Here is a 24,887-nt window from a genome sequence, read left to right as displayed (position 1 = left end):
CTCAAAAAACTGGCGTTCGGAAGCGGAAATCGTCCAAACTCGTTTCCTCCTCTCGTCGGAAACTTCAAACAATAACGATTCTTCCCGCTCCCTTCCTTGTTTTTTGGCTCACCGGACAAGGCCGCTCAATCTGCATGAACAAGATAGATAAAAATAGAACCGGATTATTTTTTATTCAGAAATCTAACATAAGCAGACTAAAAATATCCGCCAAAGCTAACTGAAGAAGCATTTCTGTCTATTTCTTTAAAGCACTAATATCTATGCCGCACAGACTACCACATCGAAGGTTTTAATAAAATAATTACCTTTGTTCAACATAATTAATCAGGCCATTATGAAACAGATTCGTTTTTCCTTCATCCTGATCGGATGTTTCATCTTTTTGTCAGTTACGGCAAATTCGTTCAACTATGCAAAACAATGGGAAAGAATAGCTGCTTTCGAATCAAAAAGCCGCCCGCAATCGGCATTGCAGGCTGTCGATTCGTTGATGAATGCCGCCAAAATCGAGAAAAACAGTCCTCAGTTTCTTAAAGGCTGGCTCTACCGGTTCCGTTTCCTGATGGAAAAAGTTCCGGATAGTTTTTCATCTGAACTTCAGGCAATGGAAGCCTACACGGCAAAAACAAAAAACAATACCGAACAGGCCGTTTTGCACAGTTTGCTGGCAAAACTCTACACACAGTATTACCAACAGCACAGCTACACCATCAATCGGAGAACGAAACTAACGAAAGAAATCCCGACCGACATAAAAGAATGGAGCGCTAACATCTTTGCCGACACCATCGCTTATCATGTAAAAGCATCGCTGGCAAATGCATCTCTTTTACAATCCACCAACGCTCTCATCTACGAAGCCATAATGGAGATCGGGGCCGACAGCCGCACGTTACAACCCACGCTTTTTGATTTTCTGTGTGCCCGCTCAATCGAGACGCTTTCCGCTTTTGCCGATAATCCTCAAATTGACAATCAACAATTAAACGACCGAAAATTATTTGAACCGGCATCCACATTCATTCTCCAGACAGATACCGGCAGTTCTTACAAAGGAAAAATACTTAACATTTACCGACAATGGCTTACCTTCCGGTTGAAAAACAACAATGAAGCCGCATTGATCTACACGGATCTCGAACGCCTCAACTACATTTACCAAAATACTTCTTTAGTTCAGAAGGACGATTTATATCTCAACGCTTTACAACAATTACGTCAGGAACATTCCACCTCAGAGAACATTGTCGAAGTAATGGCAGCCATTGCCAACTATTACCTTCAGCACGATGAATATGACAAAGAAAGAGCCAACGAGACAGCTCGTTTTCTGGACTACAAAAAACGTGCTTTTGACATTTGTGCAGAGGGCATACAACGCTTCCCGAAGTATAAGCGCATCAACGTTCTGAAAGCTATTCAACAGCAAATTACCGAAAGAACGATAAAAGCAGAAAATCCGGAAGTGATCGCTTCGAAAAGTCCCCTGAAAATAAAACTTTCTTCGGCGAACGTATCTCAGATTGAAATCCGTCTGTACAGGATAGATATGAATACCGTGGACTACTACAAGAGTCAGCAACGGGCATCCAGGAATCAAATTACTAAGGGAGCTGTTTTGATGGAGACACAAAAGATAAGTCTCAAACCATCGTCTTTTTTCCGGGAAACAGACACAACAATTGTCGTCAAGACTCCGTCTTATGGCATCTATGAATACTGTGTATCAGAACCTGGCAGCTCAAATCCGGACAAGCAGGTATGCGGAAAATTTGCGGTATCGGATCTGGCATATTTTACCCGCACAAAACAAGAGGGGATGACCGACATGTATGTTGTTGACAGAGTTTCGGGGCATCCTCTGGAAGGAGTATCTATCAGCGCATTCACACAAAACGGATATGGAGAAAAAATGCTATTCTCTCAAACCGGAACCTTCATGTCAGACTCAAACGGCCATTGTGAATTTGCTTCTCCGGAACGGTACGGAACTTTTATCCAATTAGCCAATGCTAATGACAAATATTTTCCGGTTAACAGCGTCTCTTCCTATTTTTATGCCGGAGAACAGCCGGAGAACAAAGAGCCCCGCATTTCTCTCTTCACCGATCGTGCGATTTACCGTCCGGGACAAACCATTTATTTCAAAGGAATAGTATGGCTTGCCACCCGGGATTCGTCGCAGGTAATCCCCGGGAAGAATTACAGTATCGCTCTTCGCGATGCCAACCGACAGGAAGTAAGCACACAAGCCGTCAAAACAAACGATTTTGGGTCTTTCTCCGGCAGTTTCACGCTACCGAAAGGCCGTCTGAATGGCGATTTCTCTCTTAATATAGAAAACAAAGCCTCCATTTCATTTGCAGTAGAAGAGTATAAACGGCCTACTTTCGAAATTACATTTGACACCATCAAAGGAACACCGGCTTTTGGCGACAAAGTAACCATCAGAGGAAATGTCAGAAGCTATGCCGATTTCCCGATAGAGAAGGCCTCCGTCAAATACCGTGTTGTTCGCCGGCCTCACTGGTTAATGCACTGGCTGAGAATGCAGGATCAGGAAATATTAAACGGGGAACTCAAGAGTAACGAAAAAGGTCAGTTTGACATCTCGTTTATTCCACAAAAACAAGATGAAACTCCGGCAGGATACAAGCAATTTTACACCTATTCTGTAGCCACAGAAATTACCGACACCAACGGAGAAACTCAAAAAAATGAAATGTCATTTTCTGTAGGGGATATATCCATGTACCTTACTGCCGACACGAAAGAAATCGTCGATAAGGCCAAGCCTTTTGACATTGGAATAGCGGCTTTTAATCTGAATGACGCTCCCGTAAAAACAACAGTATCGTACACATTATCACGATTGAAACCCGATACTGAATATACCGAAAAAGCGCACAACGAGGATCTGACAAATATTGAACAGCAACTTTTAAGCGGCAATATCGACACCGGGAACGAGAAGAAAATCAGCATTGCTCATCCCGAAAAATGGGAATCCGGCAAATATCTTATTAAACTATCGGCAAAAGACGAGCAAGGACGTCTGACGGAAGTCACAAAAACCTTTATCCTTTATTCACCCGATGACAAAAAACTGCCGATAAAAAGATATTGCTGGATTCAGGAATTAAAAACAAGCTGTGAGCCCGGCGAAACTGCCGATATTCTTTTTGGCACATCGGCTCCCGATGCCAGAGTGCTGTACGAATTGATGGATGGTAACAAAATCCTCGAAAGCAAATGGATGACATTTGACAACGAGATGCGGCACTTAAAAATCCCATTCAAAAAAGAATACGATAGAGGAATAACAATGGTAATTTCATTGATCAGAGATGAAAAAAACTTCTCCGAAATAATTCCCATACGCAGAGCGCAACGCAACACAAAGTTAGAACCTAAATTCTCAATTTTTCGCAGCAAATTGACTCCAAACACAAAGGAAGAATGGAAGATTATTATACCAAAATACGAAGACAAATACAGGCAAGCAGAATGTATGATAAGCATGTATGATGCGTCTCTCGATATTTTCCGTGAAAATTCCTGGCGTTTTTTTCCTAAATATTATTATAGTGTTCCTCAAACTCCCAGATGGAGTTATTTAACCGGCAATACTTTTATAGACTACATTAATTATCAACACGCTATAAACCAGATCACTCCCCCCACAATAATTTTAGACAACTATGCAACGACTGATATCGCATTATCTCCACGTCAAAGGAAGCTAAAAAGCTCTGCAAAATCAGAAGAGGTATTCACTATAGTAGAAGAAATGCCTCAATTCAAGGGTATCGCAAATAGCTCCGCTGAAAAAAAGCAAGATATCACTCCCCGCAAAAATTTTGCAGAAACAGCTTTCTTCTATCCGCAGCTGCGAACGGATGAAAACGGCGAGGTATCATTCTCTTTCACGGTTCCCGAGTCGTTGACAAGGTGGAAGGTGATGGGACTGGCACACACCAAAGACCTCTATTTCGGGCAATGGTCGGCACAGACCGTAACTCAAAAACAGTTTATGGTGCAACCCAACATGCCCCGTTTTGTCCGCGAAAGCGACACTCTGACCATTACTGCCAAACTGGTGAATCTTTCGGACAAAAGACAGGCCGGTAATGCCCGCCTCGAACTGACCGATCCCGAAACTAACCAAACACTTCCGGCAGCAGAGGCCAACCGACCCTTTGTTGCCGAACAGAATGGCAGCACCATGCTTGCATGGAAGATTGCCGGTTTTGCAGGCAAACAAATGCTTATCTGCAAAGTGACGGCTTCCACCGACGAATTCAGCGACGGAGAAGAACATTATTTACCTGTTCTGCCCGATAAATTGCGGGTAACCGAAACTTTCCCGTTCCGCGTCAGGACGAAACAAACAAAAGAATTCACGTTTGAACGCCTGAAAACGGAATCATCCAAAGTAGATAGCAAAAGCCTGACGCTCGAAATGACGGCCAATCCGACATGGTATGCCCTGCAGGCGCTTCCGACGTTGTCCCTACCCAACAACGACTGCTTGGTTTCGTGGTTTTCTACCTACTATGCCAACACATTGGCTGCTGCCATTGCAAAATCAGATCCGAAGACTGCCGAAACTTTCCGGCAATGGCAACAATCAGGCAACGCCCTGCAGTCGAATCTCGAAAAAGACGAGGAGCTGAAGAACCTCCTGTTAACAGAAACTCCGTGGGTATTGGAAGCCAAAAGCGAATCGGCTCAAAAGCAACGGATCGCCGAGCTTTTCGATGCAAACCGTCAGGCCGATAACCGCCGTCAGGCAATGGAAACGCTAAGTGCGCTGCAATTGAGCAACGGTGCATTCACGTGGTTCAAAGGAATGAGCGAAGACCGTTTCCTGACGCAATACATTCTCGAAGGCATGGCGCGCCTTACCAGGATGGGCGCCGAAAGCTATTTGGACAAAGAACAGGAAATGATCCGAAAAGCGCTGCGTTATACAGATCAAAGCATGGTGCGCGACTTTGAAGAGATGAAGAAGTACGACAAAGAGTGGAAAAAGCGAAAATGGCTTTCTCCTGATCAAATCTACTACTTCTACATGCGGAGTTCTTACCACGACATTGCCACCGACAAAGAAGCCGAGGAAGCTGTTGACTTCTTCAAAAAACTATTGGCCGCCAACTGGACCGACTGCACCCTGTTTGGCAAAGCACTGATAGCCGTCACCGCGCAACGTTACGGCGACAAAAAACTGGCAGCCGACATCGTGAAATCGCTGGAAGAAAACGCTACCACAACCGACGAAAAAGGAATGTTTTGGCAAAACAACCGGAGCGGACTCTGGTGGCACGAGTCGGACATTGCCACGCAAACAGCTATCATTGAAGCCTTAACCGAAATCAACAGCAACGCACAGCAAACCGACGACATGCGGTTCTGGCTCCTGTCGCAAAAGCAAACCGAACGCTGGCACTCGCCTATTGCCACTGCCGATGCAGTGTATGCCCTGCTAATGAACGGCTCCGACTGGTTGTCTGGCAAAAACGATGTTCAGGTAAAATTGGGGAAACAAGTAGTAACAAGTAATGTAAAAGAAGCCGGAACCGGTTACTTCAAGACAACCTTTACCCGCGACGAGATTAAGCCGGCGATGGCAGAGATATCCGTCAAAAACAACGAAACTCACCCGGCATGGGGAGCCCTTTACTGGCAATACGAAACCACGCTCAACAACGTAACAGCTCAGAAAGGCACTCAGTTGAACGTAGACAAGAAGCTCTACATCGAACAGTCATCACCAACCGGTCCGGTGCTGACGCCCGTCTCCAAGGGTTCAGCACTGAAAGTCGGCGATAAAATGACGGTTCGACTTGTTGTAACCACCGATCGCGACATGGAGTACGTCGCCCTTACCGACCAACGAGCCGCCTGTCTCGAACCGACCGAACAACTTTCGGGTTGCCGCTGGAAAGAGCGGGTATGCTACTATCAAAGTACCAAAGACGCCTCCACGCAATTCTTTTTCTCGTTTCTGCCGAAAGGAACCTACGTATTCGAATATTCCACCTGGATAACACGAAGCGGAACCTACAGCAACGGCATTGCAACCATTCAGTGCCAGTATGCTCCGGATTTTTCGGCGCATTCGGCAAGTCAAACAATAACAATCAAATAACGCAAGATAAAAAATGGAAACACCGGAATTAAATTCGCACAACAAGCAGGAATACCCGCCAATGCACACCACAGAGCACATTTTGAACCAAACCATGGTGCGCATGTTCGGTTGCCCACGCTCTCGCAACGCCCATATCGAACGAAAGAAGTCGAAATGCGACTATCTGCTTTCGGAAGCACCGACTGAAGAACAAATTACCCAAATAACCAGCACCGTCAACGAAGTAATCTCATCGAATCTTCCGGTTACGATCAGCTTTGTCGGCAAAGAAGAAGCCGCTTCTTTTCTCGATTTGGGCAAACTCCCCGACGACGCGAGCGACACCATCCGCGTGATACGGGTCGGCGACTACGATGCCTGTGCCTGCATCGGCACTCACGTTGAAAACACCTCCGAGATCGGAAAATTCGTCATCATCAGCCACGATTTCAGCGAAGGCAGATGGCGGGTTCGTTTCAAACTGGAGGTCTGAATCCTAAAGATTAACTTTGCATCAACTTCCTACGGAAAGCAAAACTCATTTATCAAACACAAATTAATCTTTCATCCGCAATGAAACGTATTGCATTTTTCACACTTACAATCTTTATGATTTCAAGCAGCTTTGGGCAGGCTCACCGGCTGAGCGAGCAGATTGGGAAAGTCACTTCTGTTTCGCCCGTCAAAGGTGGCTTTACCATCAAAACGGCCAACGCATTCGTATCCATCACCGCCTACAACGCAACTACCATCCGGGTAAGAGCAACAAAAGCCAGACCTAATTATGACAGTTCGTGGGCCGTAGACAACCTCACCCCGCAAGGTGCGTTACGTATGGGAACGAACAATAACGAAAGTCTGAACCTTACAACTGATTCCCTGAACATCAAAATTTCAAAAAACCCTTTCCGCATGTCTGTCTATAACAGCAACGGAGAAGAACTGTGCAGCGATGAAGCAACACTGGGTATCAGTTGGTACGGCAACAACGTAAGTTGCTATAAAAAAATCCACACTGACGAGAAATTCATCGGGCTGGGAGAAAAAACAGGCGACATCAATCGCCGCGAACATGCTTTCTACAACTGGAACGCAGACACTCCTGCCTACGGCGTAGATACAGACCCACTCTACTCTACCCTCCCGTTTTTTATCGGTATTCACGACAAGGTGTGCTATGGCATTTTTTTCGACAACACCTACAAATCTTATTTCAACTTCGGAGGCGGTGCCAATCAGGAGTTGTTCTATTTCGGAGCTGACGACGGAGACATGAATTACTATGTCTTTGGAGGATCCACAGTTCCTGACATCATCAAAGATTACACCGCCCTTACCGGTCGCACTCCGATGCCTCCTCTTTGGAGTCTCGGCTTTCAACAATCGCGCTGGGGTTACGATAATCCGGATCAACTGCTGTCTATCGCCAAAACATTCCGCGATAAAAAGATGCCGGCCGATGTAATGGTATGCGACATCAACTACATGGATCATTACAAAGTATTCACCTGGAGCAATAAATTCCCCGATGTAAAAGGAATGATGGACAAAATGAAATCCATGCAATTCGACATGGTTACCATCATTGACCCGGGCATCAAAGTTGAAAAAGGATACAAAGCTTACGAAGAAGGACTTGCAAAAAATTATTTTGCTACTTACCCCGGAGGAAAACCCTACATCGGTCACGTTTGGCCAGGCCCGTGCCATTTCCCCGATTTCACAAAAGAAGCAGCCCGCAAATGGTGGGGTAATAACTTCAAACAATCGCATGTCGACAACGGTATCCGTGGATTCTGGAACGATATGAACGAACCCTCGGCCTGGGGCAAAGAGATTCCTACACTGATCGAATTCGGTGAAGGGAAAGACAAGCAAACATTGAACGGGGTAAAAAACGCCTACGGTCTGCTGATGGCCCGTTCCACCTTCGAAGGAACCAAAAAACTGATGAACGGTCAACGTCCGTTTGTACTGACAAGAGCCTCCTACCCTGGTGTTCAGAAATATTCGGCACAATGGACCGGCGACAACGTCAGCAGCGATGAACACATCCTGCTTGGGGTTCGTCTCATCAACAGCATGGGAGTAACCGGAGTTCCTTACGTTGGCATGGACATCGGTGGATTTATGGGCAACCCAACCCCCGACATGTTTGTTCGCTGGATGAGTGTGAGCGAATTCACTCCTCTTTTCCGCAACCATACCCACATCGATTACAACTCGCGTGAACCCTGGCTCTTTGGCGATGCCAATACTGACAAAATACGTAAGGTACTTGAGGAACGTTACCAGCTGATGCCCTATCTCTACAGCACTTTCTATCAGGCTCACACCGATGGAATGCCGGTTAACCGCATGTTGCCAATCGACTATACATACGACAACAATGCTTACGACAACCGCTTCCAGAACCAGTTCCTTTTCGGGCAAAACATGCTGGTTTGTCCGGTAGTTTCAACCACAAACGTCACCTCTGCATATCTTCCCGGATCCGGCAATTGGTATCGTTTCCGCAGCGAAGACAAAGTGTATAAAGGAGGACAAATCTACAACGTAGATGCTCCGTTAACCGATTTGCCTGTATTCATAAAAGCTGGGGCTATCATTCCGATGCAATGTACGGTTCAAAGCACAAAAGAAAAAGGCGACGGAATTTTATATTTGCATGTCTGGAAAGGAGACAGCAACAGTTCGTTTGTTTATTACGAAGACGATGGCGAAACCTATCAATACGAACAAGGCCAGTTCTACAAACGAAGCATCAACTACGATGCAACAGGTAACAAGTTAAGTTTTTCGGCCAAAGAAGGTAGCTATAGCTGCAAATTCAAGCAAGTTAAAGTTATCCTGCACGGCTTCGGTCAGCAACAGCTGCCCGTTTGCGATCTGAAAGACGACGCCATGCAAATCAACCTGAAATAAGCATTTCCGTTACATTCCCACGAGTGCAGAGATAGTGTTTTCAATGCAAATGAAAAGATGGAAAATTTTGTCTATCAAACAATTTGCCCGTAAATAAAAATTCACTATCTTTGCACCCGCATTTTTAACCACATAATTAAAAATTTAAGTATGAACCATTACGAAACCGTTTTCATTTTAACTCCCGTTTTGTCTGATGTTCAGATGAAGGAAGCGGTTGACAAATTCAAAGGCATCCTCACACAAGAGGGAGCTGAAATTGTCAATGAAGAAGAATGGGGCCTGCGCAAGCTTGCTTATCCCATTCAAAAAAAGTCAACAGGCTTTTATGCCTTGCTGCAATTCAAAGGAGAACCTTCTTTGGTAGAAAAACTGGAACTTCAGTATCGTCGTGACGAACGCGTCATCCGCTTCCTGACATTCCACATGGACAAATTCGCCGCAGAATATGCCGAAAAAAGAAAAAGTTTGAAATCGTCTAAAAAAGAAGGAAAGGAAAAATAATTATGGCAGCAAACAATCCTGAAATCAGATATTTGAACCCACCGACAGTTGACACAAAAAAGAAAAAATACTGTCGTTTCAAAAAGAACGGTATCAAATACATCGACTATAAAGATCCCGAATTCCTGAAAAAGTTCCTGAACGAGCAAGGCAAAATCCTTCCTCGTCGTCTCACCGGTACTTCGTTGAAATATCAACGCAAAGTAGCTCAAGCTGTGAAAAGAGCACGCCATTTGGCTTTGCTTCCTTACGTAACCGACATGATGAAATAAACTAGGAGGAATTTTTATATGGAAATCATTTTATTAGAAGACATTAACAACTTAGGATACAAAGACGATATCGTAAAAGTGAAAGACGGTTACGGTCGTAACTATTTGATTCCTACAAAAAAAGCCGTTATCGCTTCTCCTTCAGCTAAAAAAATGCTTGCTGAGAACCTGAAACAACGTGCTCACAAGCTCGAAAAAATCAAAGTTGAAGCTCAGGAACTGGCGCAAAAGCTGGAAGGTGTATCTCTCACCATCGGCGCAAAAACCAGCTCAACAGGCAAAATCTTTGGTTCGGTTAACAACATTCAGATTGCTGAAGCTCTCGAAAAAGCAGGCTATAATGTTGACCGCAAGGTTATTGTTATCAAAGAAGCTGTTAAAGAAGTTGGCCAATACAAAGCAGTATTGAAACTTCACAAAGAAGTAAGCGTAGAAATTCCTTTCGAAGTAGTTTCGGAATAATTTTTACTTCAAATATAGAAACGCCGCTGTCTTCGGACAACGGCGTTTTTTTGTGGAATTCAGACAGACATCGCTATCTCCGGTTTCTTTTAACAACCGACAGTTGCATCTAATTTTTTGAATTATATTTGCGAAGCAGATATTACAACCAACTTCGCATGGAAACAAACCTGATTCAAAGCAAGATTTATACAATCAGAGGCCAAAAAGTGATGCTGGATTTCGATCTGGCAGCGCTTTACGATACAGAAACCAAGAGATTGAAAGAATCCGTCAAACGAAACGGAAAACGCTTTCCTCCTGATTTCATGTTTGAACTCACAAACACGGAATGGCAAAGTTTGAGGTCGCAATTTGCGACCTCAAACAGAGGTGGTCACCGCTATCTACCATATGCCTTTACGGAACAAGGTGTTGCCATGCTATCCGGGCTATTGAACAGTGACGTTGCTATTGAAATGAATATTGCCATCATGCGGGCATTTGTGGCAACCCGGCATTTATTAATCCACTCTCCCATTGAAAAGATGACCGAACTGCAACAGGAAGTTCGGGAGCTACGGCTGTACATGGAAGAAGTTTTTGCAGACCAGAACGATATTAACGAAGATACCCGTATGCAACTAGAGCTAATAAATCGGTCGCTGGCAGAGCTTCAGACCGACAAACGCCTGTCACGGGAGTCGCGCCGACGGATTGGCTTCCACACAAACGAAGAATAACCGAACGAGATGAAACATAAAAGAACGACAGCATGGATCCTCTCCGCAGCCACCGCACTTATTCTATGGCAAGCTGTGGCTTCCTGGATTAATTATCCACAACTGATTCCTTCGGTTGGAGGGTTGTTTTTCTCCGTGTTTCGTCTGTTTTCGCTTCCCTCGTTCTACATCTCGCTCGGAGCAACACTGCTCAGAGGTTTAGCAGGGGTCATCGTAGCCTTTTTGCTGGCACTCCCGATCGGATTTCTGTGTGGTAAAAAGAGCTTCTGGTTTCACTATTTCAATCCATTGCTCTCAACACTGCGTTCAACGCCGGTAGTCGCATTCATTTTACTCATTATTCTCTGGCTTCCGACCGAAGCCGTTGCACCTGTTATTGCATTGATGACCATGTTTCCGGTTCTGTGCGAAAACATTATCAAAGGAGTGCAATCCATTAACAGCGACTATGAGAAGCTGGCATTTGTTTACCAACTAAGCTTTCGAACCAAAGCAAGATACATATACTGGCCGTCATTAAAGCCATTCTTTGAAAGCGGATGTGTTACTGCATTCGGGTTTGGATGGAAGGCAATTATCATGGGCGAGGTGCTGTCAAAACCTTTTGCCGGCATAGGCGTCGAAATGCGAACCGCTCAAATGTTTATCAATGTACCGGATCTGATCGCTTGGACTTTTATTGCGATTGTGGTTAGTTTTATGCTCACTGAAGCTCTGAGATACTTACTAAAAAAAGAGCGACATACAACCATTTCCAGAGGCCAGAACCACAAAAAGACTGACAACCAGTCTCCTGAAAACCTCAAAATAAGTGGAATAACAAAACGATATGATAGTAAAACACTTTTTGAAAGGATATCGTACGAAATACCCTCCGGTAGTATCTGTTTGGTAACTGGAGTCTCCGGCAAAGGCAAGACAACCCTGCTCAACATTGTAGCCGGGATCACTAGCAGCGAAGAGGGGGTTATAGAGGGTGCTAACGTAAAAAAAGCCTACCTGTTCCAAACTGCGACATTACTACCATGGCTTACGGCCAAAGAAAACATCCTGATAACAGCCCCGAAAGATACCGAAATCTCAACAGTAACAGAGCTACTGAATGCTCTGGAAATTAGTGAACTTTCTGATAGCTATCCGAACCAGCTAAGTGGCGGTCAGTGCCAACGGGTAGCACTTGCAAGAGCCTTAGTGTCAGAACCGCAGTTACTGCTTATCGACGAACCGTTTACCGGATTGGACAAAGAACTGACAGAAAAAATTGCTACCCTGATTCTGAAATGGTCTAAAGCACACTACTGCACCACCATCATTGCAATTCACGAGACATCCGACTTATTGCCTGCTGACATAGAAATCTGGCTGTAATCAAACTACCTACTACAATCACATTGACTTGACCAATTCGATTTGTCATTTTTTAAATTGAATAAAAAGGCAAACGCACCCCAATTAATAGGCTGTATATCTTTCCCTTACCTACAGAACAAACAAACTAGCTTGTATCCAAATTACCACACCGCACCTTTTATTATGTTCACAAACCTCTCACAATATACATATTTGAATTATATTTGCGATAAATTTAAATTATTTAGTTAAATCACATTCACCTAACAAACAAGATTATGACAAAGAAACTTGTGGCAGAATTAATCGGTACATTTTGGTTAGTTTTGGGAGGTTGTGGTAGCGCTGTTTTGGCCGCCGCATTTCCAAATGTTGGCATTGGTCTTTTGGGAGTCGCTCTGGCATTCGGGTTAACCGTTCTGACAATTGCATACTCACTTGGGCACATTTCAGGGGCACATCTTAATCCCGCGGTATCTTTTGGATTATGGATTGGCGGTCGCTTCAGCGGCAAAGAGTTACTTCCTTATATTGCAGCTCAAATTACAGGCGCCATCCTTGCGGCTACAGTTCTATTTGTAATAACTACAGGCAACGGTAGCGAGATTGGCAACTTTGCAGCCAACGGGTATGGAGAGCACTCTCCTGGTGGCTACAGCATGATAGCGGCTCTTGTTTGTGAGTTTGTAATGACATTTATGTTCCTGATTGTCATTCTCGGAACTACAGACCACAGAGCTCCAAAAGGATTTGCCGGAATTGCAATTGGCTTGGCACTCACACTCATCCACCTGATCAGCATCCCCGTTACAAATACATCTGTAAACCCTGCCCGGAGCATTAGTCAGGCACTTTTTGCAGGCGATTGGGCAATCGGACAATTATGGCTATTTATCTTAGCTCCAATAGCCGGAGCTTGTGTTGCAGGATTACTTTATAAATTCTTCTTCAACGAAAAATAATTTCCAATATTTACCAATTACAAAGGCTTTCCCGTTGAAATGTTTCAAACTGGAAAGCCTTTATTATTTTTACGAATCGTCTTTCTAAAAAGAGTGTCGGCAATTAGAACGAGCACACAGGGGTCATTCCTTCGATTTCTGACCCAGATACCCTCCGTGATGACGCTTGTTATAGTCAGCACGTGTAAAGCCGATTTTGCGCATCGTACCCACCACTAGTACGTCTCCAATTACAGTCATTACTGTAGTCGACGTTGTGGGGGAAAGTCCTAAAGCACAAACCTCTTCAGGATTGCCCGTCAAAAGAAGAGTATGCGCAATTTCTGCAAGCGGAGATTCCGGATTACTCGTTATGATAATAAACGGAATCTGGGAATACAAATTTCTGGCAAGAGTTACCAGTTCCAGAATTTCCCGGGTTTTACCTGAATTGGAAATCAGCAACATCACGTCATTTGTCTGCAACACACCCAAATCACCATGCTGTGCTTCGCTTGGATGCAGAAAAACGGATGGTGTTCCCGTTGAACTAAAAGTTGTCGCGATATTCAAGGCTATTTGACCGGCCTTTCCCATACCGCTGGTCACCAGTTTTCCCTTCTTTTCGTGAACGTGTGTGCAAATAAGATTAATTGCATCGTTATAACACTCTCCTACAGGTATATTTAAAACTGCATCCGCTTCCTGACGGAGCACTTGTTTCATTTCTTCAAGATACATTGTTGTGCGAGATTTCTTTCCGGTATTGATAATAAAAAGCCTTATTTAGTTTTATTCTTTTGATATATTCTTATCCAATCCACATCCAGCGTTCCGGTTCCATCCTGATGCTTATCAACCACTGAAGCAAAAAGAGGGAAAAGAGGAATATAAGGAACGCCTTTACGGGTACGGAAGACTTCAATATTGTTAACACTCCAAATCAACTCTTCTGAAGTCCATTCCAACCTGTAAATATAAAAATCCGAAGGAGAGATACCCTTAATGATTTCCGTTTGAATTCCGTCCTTCCATGCGTTTCCTACCGTAATATGCTTGCAATCAAAATGGAAAATATTAATCTGAGGCAATTTATTTTCACTAACGAGGCTACACACGTGAGTTATATCGCCATCACGGATTCTCAATTTCACTTCGACAATCCCTTCCGTGAACTGATACGATTCGCCGGCATTGATCACATCTGAGGTGTAATCAAAATCGTGAAAGATGAAGCCCAACTGATCGTCCCACGCTCTTGCTCTGGTTTTTTCCTTCAACGTTTCAATAACCATCCAACCGTTAGCAACGCTGACATTTTTACCTCCGTTGTTTGCCTGCTTGTATTGCGTCAGAGAATAATCCCGGATCAGGGAAGGATCGCTGAAATAATAACCATAATCCCATATTTTACGATCGAGAGCCACACCATTGAACTCGTCATTAAAAACCATCTTCCAGTTATAATGAAACGCGAATGACGAAGGATCGGTGCGCTGATAAAATACGATATCTATATGTTGGGAAAGTTGTCTGAATTTTTCTTCCTGTTTGTAAGCTTCAGTCTTTTCCCAACGGTGAGGATCTGACCAAAACTCTTTGAAACGAATAAATTCCTCACTGGAAACAACACCCTTCAATCGTTCATATTCCTTCACAACGTAAGAGTCATGAAAGCGTGTATAAAGTTTGTAATCTTTCGATTTTTCATAAGCCCGGAACTTTCTGAGAGTTTCCGACTTCTTCAGTTCAATTTTATTCCCTACAAACTCATACTGAGGAGTTTCCTTAAAATCAAGAAATTCGGCCAGTTCTTTAGAAGAGGCTATTGTGTAATAATGATGAAGTTTCCAGTTTTTCTCCAGTTTATGGAATTTCCGCCAATTCCGATACTCTTCTGTATCTTTGAATTTGCGGTTAATCAGTACCTTCTTATTTTCTTTGAATGCTGCGGACTTCACCTCCTTGCGCAATGCTTTGTATTCCTGCAACAATTCGGAGTTTTCAATAGCAACATAGCGCTCATAAGCACGAAGCAACTCATCCTTCTCTTTTTCAAAGGCTTCTGTACTTTTGAGTTTTCTAAAAATAATTTTACCAAACAGATTCATATAATCGTTGAATTAGTTTTCTGTTGTGTGTGCGCTTCTCTGCCTGTTTCTGCAGCTTCAAATGCGATTTGGCAATTCTTCATCAGCTTTTTATATCCTAGCCGGGTTAACGAGCTCTTGGAGAATTTCCTTTTGAATTCGGGCTTTTCTAGTGATAACCAATCCTGATCCGACATCAGCAACATACTTTTATCGACTTCCCAAATTGGAGCCGTATAAGCCGATGCCTTGCGGTTCCAGGGACAAACCTCCTGACATTTGTCGCATCCGGCAACATATCCACTCAGTTTTTGTTGATATTCCTGCGGTATCTCATCTTTCAGCTCTACCGTAAGGTACGAAATACACTTTTCGGCTTTAAGAAATCCTTGCGGCTGAATGGCCTCCGTTGGACACGCAGTAACGCAACGTCCGCAAAAACCACAATCACCTTCGATCGGATGGTCATATTCCAGCTCAAGATCAATAATCAGTTCGCCGATAAAACAGAAAGAGCCGAATTTGGGATGAATCAAGCAATGGTTAAGCCCAATCCAGCCGAGACCTGCCTCATGCGCCCATCTTCTTTCAAACACCGGAGCCGAATCGCAAAAAACTCTTCCTGCTACCGGAGCAATCTCGTCTGCTATAAAACGTAAGAGTTCTCCCAAAAATTGTTTTACAACAAAATGATAGTCATCTCCATGTGCATAACGAGCTATTTTCAGACTTTCTGACTGCTGAGAAAAAGAAGTCGCATAATTCAGCAGGACAACGACAACAGACTTTGCTCCCGGAACTAATACCGATGGATCGTTTCTCAGGTCGGCATGATTTGCCAGATAACCCATCTTTCCGCTATGCCCGGCAGCCAACCACTTCTGAAGGTAATCCGAATCATCCGGCAAGGGATGAACCCGGGCTATACCACAAGCTGAGAATCCCAGTTGAAGTGCTTTTTCTTTAATCAGAGCAGCTGCAACACGAGGATCATATTGCTTTGCTCCCGTGATCATTATGCTACTTATTCAACTGCCTTTTGAATATCAGCAGCCGTAGGATTACGTTTCACAACAGCACCTTCTTTGTTGATAAGGAAACGGGTAGGCAAGTCGGTTACGTTATACGTAGCAACTGCGGCCGGAGTTCCGTTAGTGCCATGAACACAAATCCAGGGCAGATTCTGTGATGCCTGACGCCAGAAGTCAATATCCGGATCAAGAGAAATCTGATAGATTTCCAATCCTTTTGCATGGTATTTGTTGTAGAGATCTCTCAGAGCCAGAATATACTCAGAACCACGTTCTACCTGATAAATAGTAAAGTCCAGAATAACTGTTTTGCCTTTCAAATCAGACAACTTGGCAACTTGCCCTCTATTGGTTGTCATTTCCACGTCAATCATGTCGGCTTTGGCTGTTTGCATCATTTTGCTCAGCGTTTGTTGATTACGCGCCTGACGATCGGCTACTATTGCCTGCATCACAAAATTGTACAGGCTAAGAGTTCTTTCGGCTTTGGGGTGATAAGTATAAAATGCAGTTGCAACAGCAGCACAATAACGACGATCTTCCTTATCGTAAGGGGTAAAAAGATTATAGCCATTCACTTGTTGGAATATCGCATAATATGCAGCAGACGAAAGCGGATTTTGCAATACAATTTTCTTTGCAAGTTTTTTATGCTGATTAATTGCAGTATCTAATTCAGCAGTTATTTGGGCTTCGTTCTGAGGGTTGCGCTGTTTCAACAACGATGCGACTTTATTCTGGAGAGCAATCAGCGACAATCTCAGCTCTTTTATATTTGATGAAGCAAGAGATCCCTCGATTGAATATTGTGATGCCATCGTTTTAGCAGAAGCTTTTACAGAGATGTGTTCACACGAATCAATGGCAAAAAGAATATCGGAATTTTTGATACGCAAGCGGTAAAATTCGGGCGCATCAGGCCGGCCAGCCTTAAAAGAAAAAGAACCGTCGGCTTTCAACACACATGAATCAACGATTGAAGTTTTCAAAAGACCATCTTTTTCAAGGTACAAAACAGAACCTGAAGCATCACTGATACTTCCATCTACTTTGAAGTGTTTTTTATCGGAACAAGAGGACAGACACAAGACAAGGCTTACTAAAGACAAGAGGAAAAGATTAGTTTTTCTCATAATGAAGATAGAATGATAGTTAGATTTACTGGCTGTAAAGATAAAAAAAAAGTCCGTTAAAAAACGGACTTTAATTTTTTTCGCTATTGCAAAATTATTTTGCAGGAGTAGCGGCTGCAGCAGCAGTGTCAGCTTTAGCTGAATCAACAGCAGCAGGAGCAGGAGCTGTAACGCTATCAGTTTTAGGAGCTTCTTCAGCTTTTTTAGAAGAGCAAGATACACATGCAACAGCAGCAACAACAGCGAATAACAAAACTAACTTTTTCATTTTCTTTTACCTTTTAAAATTAAACATAAATAAGTTTGGTATCAAAACCGATGCAAAGGTACAACTCATTTCAATACAGTGTACAAAAAAAACCATCGATTAACATTATTTTAAATATAAATCAGTTCAAAAAATCACTAAAACTCTCATTTAGTGGAATTTGAATACAAATATCTTTTGATACTTTTTTTAGGTGTTTTCTCAAATTCGTTTGGATAAAGCATGATTTTTGCCACAGAAGAATAAGATGACAGCTCGGAATTCAACATTTTACGGTTTTCTTCCATCACTGTTTCCAAATCCTCCTGACGAATTTGCGTACCATCTACCCCTTCATAGTCAGGATAAACCAGAGCTACTAATCTTCCGTCGTTTTCCACAACCAGGCTCTCCATCACAAAAGGCATATTATTAAGCTTAGCCTCAATCTCTTCCGGATAAATGTTCTGCCCACTCGGTCCTAGAATCATCGTCTTGGAGCGACCCCGAATAGCAATTACGCCATTTGAATCGACTGTTCCCAGATCTCCTGTATGAAACCATCCATCTGTATCGAAAGCCGCTTTTGTGGCCTCATCATTCTTGTAGTAGCCCAGCATAACGTTTTCGCCCCTGACACAAATCTCGCCCACCTCCGTTTGCGGATCTTTATTATCAATTTTCACTTCCATCCCATCCAGAATTTTTCCGCATGTATTGTGGATATATTCTTTGAAATAGGAATAACTGATTAAAGGCGCGCATTCCGTCATGCCGTAACCGACGGTAAGCGGGAATTTAATTTTCAGCAAAAACTCTTCCACCTCTGGATTCAATGGAGCTCCACCCACAATTACCTGCTCGAATTCACCTCCGAACGCAGCCTCCAGCTTTTTATTGATGGTGCTGAGTATCCGGCTGTCAAGGATAGGAATATTCAGTGCCCAACGGATAGCACGTTGGTTGATAATCGGTTGAACCTGCTTTTTATATATCTTTTCAAGAATCAGGGGTACCGTCAGTATGATTGTCGGTTTTACTTCAGACATTGCCTGAAGCAGAACTTTGGGAGAGCGGATCTTTCCGAGCAATGTAATGTGTCCTCCCGACGCAAGAGGAGATAAAAATTCGAAAGCACATCCGTAGGCATGTGCCAACGGCAGAAAAGAGACAATTCGGGTTCTGTCATTCATTATGCCTGTGCGAAGCGCAAACAGAACATTTCCGGCGAGGTTATTGGCCGAAAGCATGACCCCTTTTGTAAATCCTGTAGTACCCGACGTATAGTTCAGTAAGATAAGCTCAGAATTATCCACATTCGCATATTTCACATCGGCCTTACCAAACCCTTTTGGATAGCGTTGCTGAAATTCCGAATCGACAGTGCGAAGCATTTTTTGTACTGTTTCTCCGTCATGCTGACAAATGCAACGATAATCGTCAAGAGAAAATACAGCCCTCAATTCCGGCATTTTATCTTCTTCAAGGTTCTCCCAGATAAAATCACTGACATATAAAACGACGGACTCCGAATGGTTTACAATATGATGAATATCATTTGCGTTAAAATCCTGAAGAATAGGAACTACAACAGCTCCGTAAGTTATAGTTGCCATGTATGCCATCACCCACTTGGTGGAGTTGCGGCCGACAATAGCAATCTTATCCCCTTTACGGATGTGCATCTTTTCATAGATAATATGAATACGTGCAATTTCCTTAGCCACATCCGAATAACACAATGCCTCGGAGCTTCCGTAATCGGTAAGAGCTTTATTGTCCCAATGAGATATAAAGCTTTGTTCGTAAAGCTTTATCAGATTCTGATCAATCATTGTTGGTTAGATTTTGGACGGCAAAATTACACAAAATATAAAGAAATGTGCATGTTTAACAGTAATTAACTCAAAAGGTCTGATTTTAGCAACTACCCAAAGAACTATTTGTCAAACCGTTATCATGCACAACCATTAATCACCATAGCAGTTAAACACAGGAAAGCACTTTTTTAATGATAAAGTCACAGTTTTTCTCTATTTTTACAGATTAAAAACTATCAGACGGGAATTCTTTCTCATCAGGCAAGCACTATCATAAGAGCTTCGTAAATAGTTTGATATACAGAGAATAAATTCACACAACATATGTCAATTAACACTCATTGGAATTTTCTAAAGCTAAGGGATGAACAACAGAAAATAAGCGACAGTTTGGCAGAAGAACTTGGGATCAGCCCAATATTAACTCAGTTATTGGCACAAAGAGGGATAACCAGTTTTGATGAAGCAAAAAAATTCTTCAGACCCGATTTGGCTCATCTGCACGATCCTTTTCTTATGCCCGACATGGCCAAGGCTATTGAGAGGTTAAATTTAGCATTAGGAAGAAAAGAAAAGATACTGGTATATGGCGATTACGATGTTGACGGAACCACGGCTGTCTCTTTGGTTTACAAGTTTTTACTCCAGTTCACTTCCAGTATCGATTACTATCTACCAGACAGGTACACAGAAGGATATGGAATTTCATATACCGGCATAGATTATGCCGCCGCGCATGGATTCAGCTTGGTGATAGCGCTTGACTGTGGGATCAAAGCCGTAGAAAAGATAGAATACGCCAAAGAGCTTGGCGTGGATTTTATCATTTGCGACCACCACATGCCGGACGCAAAGCTTCCCGATGCTGTGGCCGTACTGGATGCAAAACGGATCGATTCCGAATATCCGTATGAGCATCTTTCTGGTTGCGGAGTAGGATTTAAGCTGATGCAGGCATTCGCCATCAACAACGACATTGATCTTGCACTGCTCTACCAGCTTCTCGACTTGGTCGTCGTAAGCATTGCCTCCGACATTGTCCCCATCACGGGCGAAAACCGTGTTTTAGCTTACTATGGACTAAAAAAGCTCAATTCGTCTCCTTCACTGGGACTCAAAAGCATCATCGACATTTGCGGATTAAACGATAAAGATATTTCTATCAGCGATATAGTCTTCAAAATAGGTCCTCGCATCAATGCATCGGGACGTATACAGAAAGCACGTGAAGCCGTTGACCTGTTAGTTGCCCGCGACGAGATTTTTGCCCGCGAAAAAAGCGATTGCATCAATCAATATAACCAGACACGCAAAGACCTCGACAAGACAATCACAGACGAAGCCGCTGCCATTCTGGACAAACTGGAAGAACTCAGTCTTAAAAAATCGATTGTAGTCTACAACAGTGAATGGCACAAAGGAGTAATTGGTATTGTAGCTTCGCGGCTTACCGAATTGTATTACCGCCCGTCAATTGTCCTTACGAAATCGAACGGTTTGGCCACAGGGTCGGCTCGCTCGGTTCCGGGATTCGACATTTACAAAGCCATTGAAACCTGTCGTGATTTACTGGAAAACTTCGGAGGCCACACCTATGCTGCGGGCTTGTCACTCAGAGAAGAAAATGTAGAGCCGTTTACACAACGATTTGAAGCCTATGTAGCCGAGAACATTCTCCCGGAACAGCAACACCCTCTGATTGACATCGACGCCACCATAGAATTTAAAGATATTACTCCGAAATTCTTCCGCGTTTTAAAGCAATTCAGCCCGTTTGGTCCTGAAAACATGAAACCTGTATTCTGTACTAAACGTGTTTTTGACTATGGCACAAGCCGGCTTGTAGGAAAAGAGCAAGAGCATTTAAAAATGGAACTCGTAGACTCAAGTTCTGAAAATGTAATGAATGGCATTGCATTCAGGATGTGGGAATTCAACGACTATCTGAAAGCACTGAACCCGCTCGACATCTGTTACACCCTTGAAGAAAACACTTTTAACGGCAACACTACCGTTCAACTGATGATTAAAGACATCAAAACAGAACCAGAGCTCTGAAATTTCCCTGTTTAAACAGGCTGAAATATCACCACCGGGAATAATACAACGGAACCTGAATCCCGGAACAAAGAACCGAACCAAAAACCAACGCCCGACAATCTTCACAGAGATGCCGGGCTGTTTAACAACACCTGCAATCCTGATGCAAATCAACAATTTAAGAATATACATATTCTCAATTTGCATTTTAATTGCTTTGCAACTTTCGGCTGTCCGTGCAATTCCCGGAATTGTCACGGTTCAACAGCCGGATGGAACGTTATTGTCGGTTCGGCTGCACGGTGATGAACATTTGCACTATATGACCACCAGTGACAATCTGATGATTACGCAAAAAGCAGATGGGGCATATCATTATGTCGCGAATAATGGAACCGGCCTGCAAACATCAACATTCCGGGCCAAAAACCCGGAGCAAAGAAGGCCCGAAGAAGTTCATTTTATTAAAAACATTAATCAGAAAGCTCTATTAAAAACCAAAAGACAGCTCTTTTTCAAAAAAATCATTGCTGCGCCCATATCGTCAGACACTGTACCGCTTGGAAAAAGGCTTATAAATCTGGTCAAAGCCGGTAACATAGTGAATACACGTTCGGCGAACAAAGTCAAAAGCACTTCTGTAATCAAAGAGCTGGTCATTCTGGTGAATTTTTCCGATACTGTATTCACCACGGCTACTCCGCAGACATCATTTTACAACCTTTTCAATCAAACAGGATACAACACTAACGGATCATCGGGAAGTGTTCGCGATTTTTACAAAGACAATTCAATGGGGCTAATGACGTTCGATTTTACAGTGGTCGGCCCCATCACCCTCCCCCATACGATGGCCTATTACGGCGCAAATGATAGCAACGGCGATGACATTCGCCCGTCCAACATGATAACCGATGCCTGTCAAATAATCAGTTCATCCATCGACTTTTCGCAATTTGATAACGACGGCGACGGTTATGTAGACAATGTATTCATCGTTTATGCCGGGCACAACGAAGCCGAAGGCGGACCTGCAAGTTCTGTCTGGCCACACAAGTGGACATTAGCTGAAGCCGGAATAACCTCTCCATCATACAATGGAGTTAAAATTAACGCATATGCATGCACTTCCGAATTAAGAGGCACCGCAACAAGCAAAACAATGGCTCCAATCGGAACGTTTTGCCATGAATTCGGGCATACTCTGGGATTGGTCGACCTTTACGATACCGATTATAACGGAACAGGAACGGAAGCCGGAGGGCTCGCCAACTGGGATTTGATGTCAACCGGCAATTACAACAACTATGGCCGCACCCCCCCTTTTCTAAGTGCCATTGACAGATTCCTGTTAGGATGGTGTGATATCCAATCACCCAGTACCGGTGAAACCAATACATTATCACCTATCGGCACTTCAAATCAGGTGTTTCGCATTGACCTTCCTACTGCAAATGAATTTTACTTACTTGAAAACAGGCAGATTTCTTCGTGGGACAGCTACCTCAACGGACATGGCATGCTTATCACTCACATCGACATGACTGATATGACTGCCTGGAAAAGCGGAAAAGTGAATAATGATCCTGCTCACCAATACGCAGACCTGATAGAAGCTGACGGAAATGAAACATACTCGGCTAATGGCATTGCCGGAGACCCTTACCCCGGAACGACAAAAAAAACAGAATTTTCCGATGCCTCTTATCCGGCCATGGGTTCATGGTATAGTTCTGTAAAGATGAAAAAACCAATCACTGACATTGCAGAAAGCACCAACATCACCTTTAATTTCTGCGGCGGACCCTATGGAACTCTTGAAGCTCCTGTAGCAACGAAAGCCACGCAGATAAACGACACTAGTTTTGTTGCCAACTGGGGAACAATCGACGGAAATAACATTGAATATTATCTGGATGTGTACTATCAAGATTATGTTAGTACTACCGAAAATTTCACTGCATTTCAGACAGAGAAAAATGCGAATGGTTGGAGTGGGCATTATACAGCAAACATGTCAACCTACAACAGCGCGCCCTGCTCAATCACTTTAACGGCAGACAAAGACACTTTAATTACGCCTCTCTTTAGCGGAGCTGTTCGTTCATTTTCGTTTTGGGGAATGAGCGATGGCACTTCTGGCTCTTCGCTAAAAATAGAAGCATACAATGGAAGCTATTGGCAAACACTGACTCCGGCTTTGACACTCACAAACACACCGGGAACATACACGTTCAGCACATCCGGCTCGCCGGCTTTACCCAATGGCACTGCCAAAATACGTTTCACAGCCACCGGATCAGCAGGCAAACTATACATAGATGACGTCACTGTATCTTATTACGGGAATGTTTATTTGAATGGCTATCACAATTCAGACATGGGGATAAGCACATACACATCCGTTCATCCTGTAGTGAGAAACAAAACCTACTACTACGTTGTCAGGGCTCAAAGTCCGGTTTTCGTGTCTCCAAATTCAAATGTAATTGCTGTTATCCCCATCCAGAACAGAAACAGCATTTTGGCAAACGCATATGCCAGCAATGGCAACCTGATTGTCGAGGCTCATGACATCAACAGTAACAGCGTACAGGTTTATACAATAACAGGCCAAAAAATTATCGACAAAGACATTACAAAAGGCATCCACAATTTAGGCATATTACAGCCACACGCCCTTTACATTGTCGTAATCAATGGTCGTAGTTTCAAAGTAATATTCTGACCCCACAACAAACTTCCTGAATCAGTATAACTTATAAATCTTCCTCCAACCTGCCGCTTTTGCATAATGTTAATAATCGAATTTTAGGCCGAAACAGTTGCACAAATAGCCATTTTAGATTATCTTTGTATACGTAAAGCCGCTTCGGATAAGCTGGAAAACTCAACAGAAAAATCGTACTGAGATAAGTTTAGGAATTCAATGGCGGGCTGCATCTTCGGGTTGTCGAGAGACACGGCAGATTACAACGAATTCTGACACTCAAACCCTATTTATTAGGAGTTTTCTCACAACTTCCGAAGTGGCTTTATTCTGTTCAAAGGTGACTTTTATTATCCGAAATTTTCAGATATGACAAAAAGTCAATACCTTTGTACTCTCAAAATGCGGATGTGGCGTAATGGTAGCCGCGCCAGACTTAGGATCTGGTGCCGAGAGGCGTGGGGGTTCGAGTCCCTTCATCCGCACACACACTTTCAATAAGGC

At 43.4% G+C, this 24,887-nt stretch carries 17 protein-coding genes and 1 tRNA gene; 13 read left to right on the top strand and 5 right to left on the bottom strand.

The features are described 5' to 3' along the window. Nucleotides 1-337 precede the first annotated feature (337 nt). The 9 genes from F8N35_RS01050 to aqpZ all read left to right on the top strand — a co-directional run bounded on the left by F8N35_RS01050 (nt 338) and on the right by aqpZ (nt 13,333). Nucleotides 338-6,154: an alpha-2-macroglobulin family protein gene (locus F8N35_RS01050; protein ID WP_293049501.1), complete on the top strand. Its 5,817-nt coding sequence runs from the start codon at nt 338-340 to the stop codon at nt 6,152-6,154. Nucleotides 6,155-6,167: 13 nt separating this feature from the next. Next, entirely contained in the window at nt 6,168-6,629 is a 462-nt protein-coding gene (locus F8N35_RS01045) for a hypothetical protein (RefSeq protein ID WP_293049500.1), read from the top strand. Between the two features lie 80 nt (nt 6,630-6,709). Then, entirely contained in the window at nt 6,710-9,061 is a 2,352-nt protein-coding gene (locus F8N35_RS01040) for a glycoside hydrolase family 31 protein (RefSeq protein ID WP_293049499.1), read from the top strand. 150 nt (nt 9,062-9,211) lie between these two features. Then, nucleotides 9,212-9,565 (top strand): 30S ribosomal protein S6, encoded by a 354-nt coding sequence (gene rpsF / locus F8N35_RS01035; RefSeq protein ID WP_068701461.1) that lies wholly within the window; start codon nt 9,212-9,214, stop codon nt 9,563-9,565. Between the two features lie 2 nt (nt 9,566-9,567). After that, nucleotides 9,568-9,837 carry a 30S ribosomal protein S18 gene (rpsR, locus tag F8N35_RS01030; protein WP_068701463.1) on the top strand — a complete coding sequence of 90 codons (270 nt, stop codon included), beginning with the start codon at nt 9,568-9,570 and terminating at the stop codon, nt 9,835-9,837. Nucleotides 9,838-9,855: 18 nt separating this feature from the next. Further along, nucleotides 9,856-10,299, top strand: coding sequence for a 50S ribosomal protein L9 (rplI, locus tag F8N35_RS01025; protein WP_293049498.1), 444 nt, complete (start codon nt 9,856-9,858; stop codon nt 10,297-10,299). 158 nt (nt 10,300-10,457) lie between these two features. After that, entirely contained in the window at nt 10,458-11,021 is a 564-nt protein-coding gene (locus F8N35_RS01020; RefSeq protein ID WP_293049497.1) for an ORF6N domain-containing protein, read from the top strand. A 9-nt stretch (nt 11,022-11,030) separates the two neighbouring features. Beyond that, the gene (locus F8N35_RS01015; protein WP_293049496.1) at nt 11,031-12,389 is read left to right on the top strand and encodes an ATP-binding cassette domain-containing protein; all 1,359 of its coding nucleotides are present in this window, start codon (nt 11,031-11,033) and stop codon (nt 12,387-12,389) included. A 260-nt stretch (nt 12,390-12,649) separates the two neighbouring features. Then, entirely contained in the window at nt 12,650-13,333 is a 684-nt protein-coding gene (gene aqpZ / locus F8N35_RS01010) for an aquaporin Z (RefSeq protein WP_293049495.1), read from the top strand. Between the two features lie 123 nt (nt 13,334-13,456). Here the strand turns inward: aqpZ and F8N35_RS01005 are convergent, their stop codons facing one another. From F8N35_RS01005 to F8N35_RS00990, 4 genes are read right to left on the bottom strand one after another with little or no spacing between them, the layout of a single operon-like run. Beyond that, nucleotides 13,457-14,053 carry an SIS domain-containing protein gene (locus tag F8N35_RS01005; protein WP_293049494.1) on the bottom strand — a complete coding sequence of 199 codons (597 nt, stop codon included), beginning with the start codon at nt 14,051-14,053 and terminating at the stop codon, nt 13,457-13,459. Nucleotides 14,054-14,094: 41 nt separating this feature from the next. Then, nucleotides 14,095-15,423: a hypothetical protein gene (locus F8N35_RS01000; RefSeq protein ID WP_293049493.1), complete on the bottom strand. Its 1,329-nt coding sequence runs from the start codon at nt 15,421-15,423 to the stop codon at nt 14,095-14,097. Further along, nucleotides 15,420-16,418: a tRNA epoxyqueuosine(34) reductase QueG gene (gene queG / locus F8N35_RS00995; RefSeq protein ID WP_293049492.1), complete on the bottom strand. Its 999-nt coding sequence runs from the start codon at nt 16,416-16,418 to the stop codon at nt 15,420-15,422. The genes F8N35_RS01000 and queG overlap by 4 nt, the downstream gene beginning before the upstream one ends. A gap of 8 nt (nt 16,419-16,426) precedes the next feature. Next, nucleotides 16,427-17,566 (bottom strand): DUF4369 domain-containing protein, encoded by a 1,140-nt coding sequence (locus tag F8N35_RS00990; protein ID WP_293049491.1) that lies wholly within the window; start codon nt 17,564-17,566, stop codon nt 16,427-16,429. Nucleotides 17,567-17,652: 86 nt separating this feature from the next. Between F8N35_RS00990 and F8N35_RS00985 the strand changes: the two genes are divergently transcribed. Then, entirely contained in the window at nt 17,653-17,937 is a 285-nt protein-coding gene (locus tag F8N35_RS00985; RefSeq protein WP_293049868.1) for a hypothetical protein, read from the top strand. A gap of 43 nt (nt 17,938-17,980) precedes the next feature. On the opposite strand, the gene F8N35_RS00980 is transcribed toward F8N35_RS00985, so the two are convergent. Beyond that, a complete protein-coding gene (locus F8N35_RS00980) occupies nt 17,981-19,648 on the bottom strand; it encodes an AMP-binding protein (RefSeq protein ID WP_293049490.1) in 1,668 nt (555 codons plus the stop codon). 309 nt (nt 19,649-19,957) lie between these two features. Between F8N35_RS00980 and recJ the strand changes: the two genes are divergently transcribed. The 3 genes from recJ (at nt 19,958) to F8N35_RS00965 (ending at nt 24,868) form a co-directional block, all read left to right on the top strand. Continuing rightward, nucleotides 19,958-21,691, top strand: a complete 1,734-nt coding sequence (gene recJ, locus F8N35_RS00975) for a single-stranded-DNA-specific exonuclease RecJ (RefSeq protein WP_293049489.1) — start codon at nt 19,958-19,960, stop codon at nt 21,689-21,691. 112 nt (nt 21,692-21,803) lie between these two features. Beyond that, nucleotides 21,804-24,401, top strand: a complete 2,598-nt coding sequence (locus tag F8N35_RS00970) for a M6 family metalloprotease domain-containing protein (RefSeq protein WP_293049488.1) — start codon at nt 21,804-21,806, stop codon at nt 24,399-24,401. A 386-nt stretch (nt 24,402-24,787) separates the two neighbouring features. Then, a tRNA-Leu gene (locus F8N35_RS00965) sits at nt 24,788-24,868 on the top strand. The last annotated feature ends 19 nt before the right edge of the window (nt 24,869-24,887 follow it).

This window comes from Paludibacter sp., from assembly GCF_009712605.1.
Classification (GTDB): Bacteria; Bacteroidota; Bacteroidia; order Bacteroidales; family Paludibacteraceae; genus Microbacter.
This window is presented reverse-complemented; position numbering and strand designations above follow the sequence as displayed.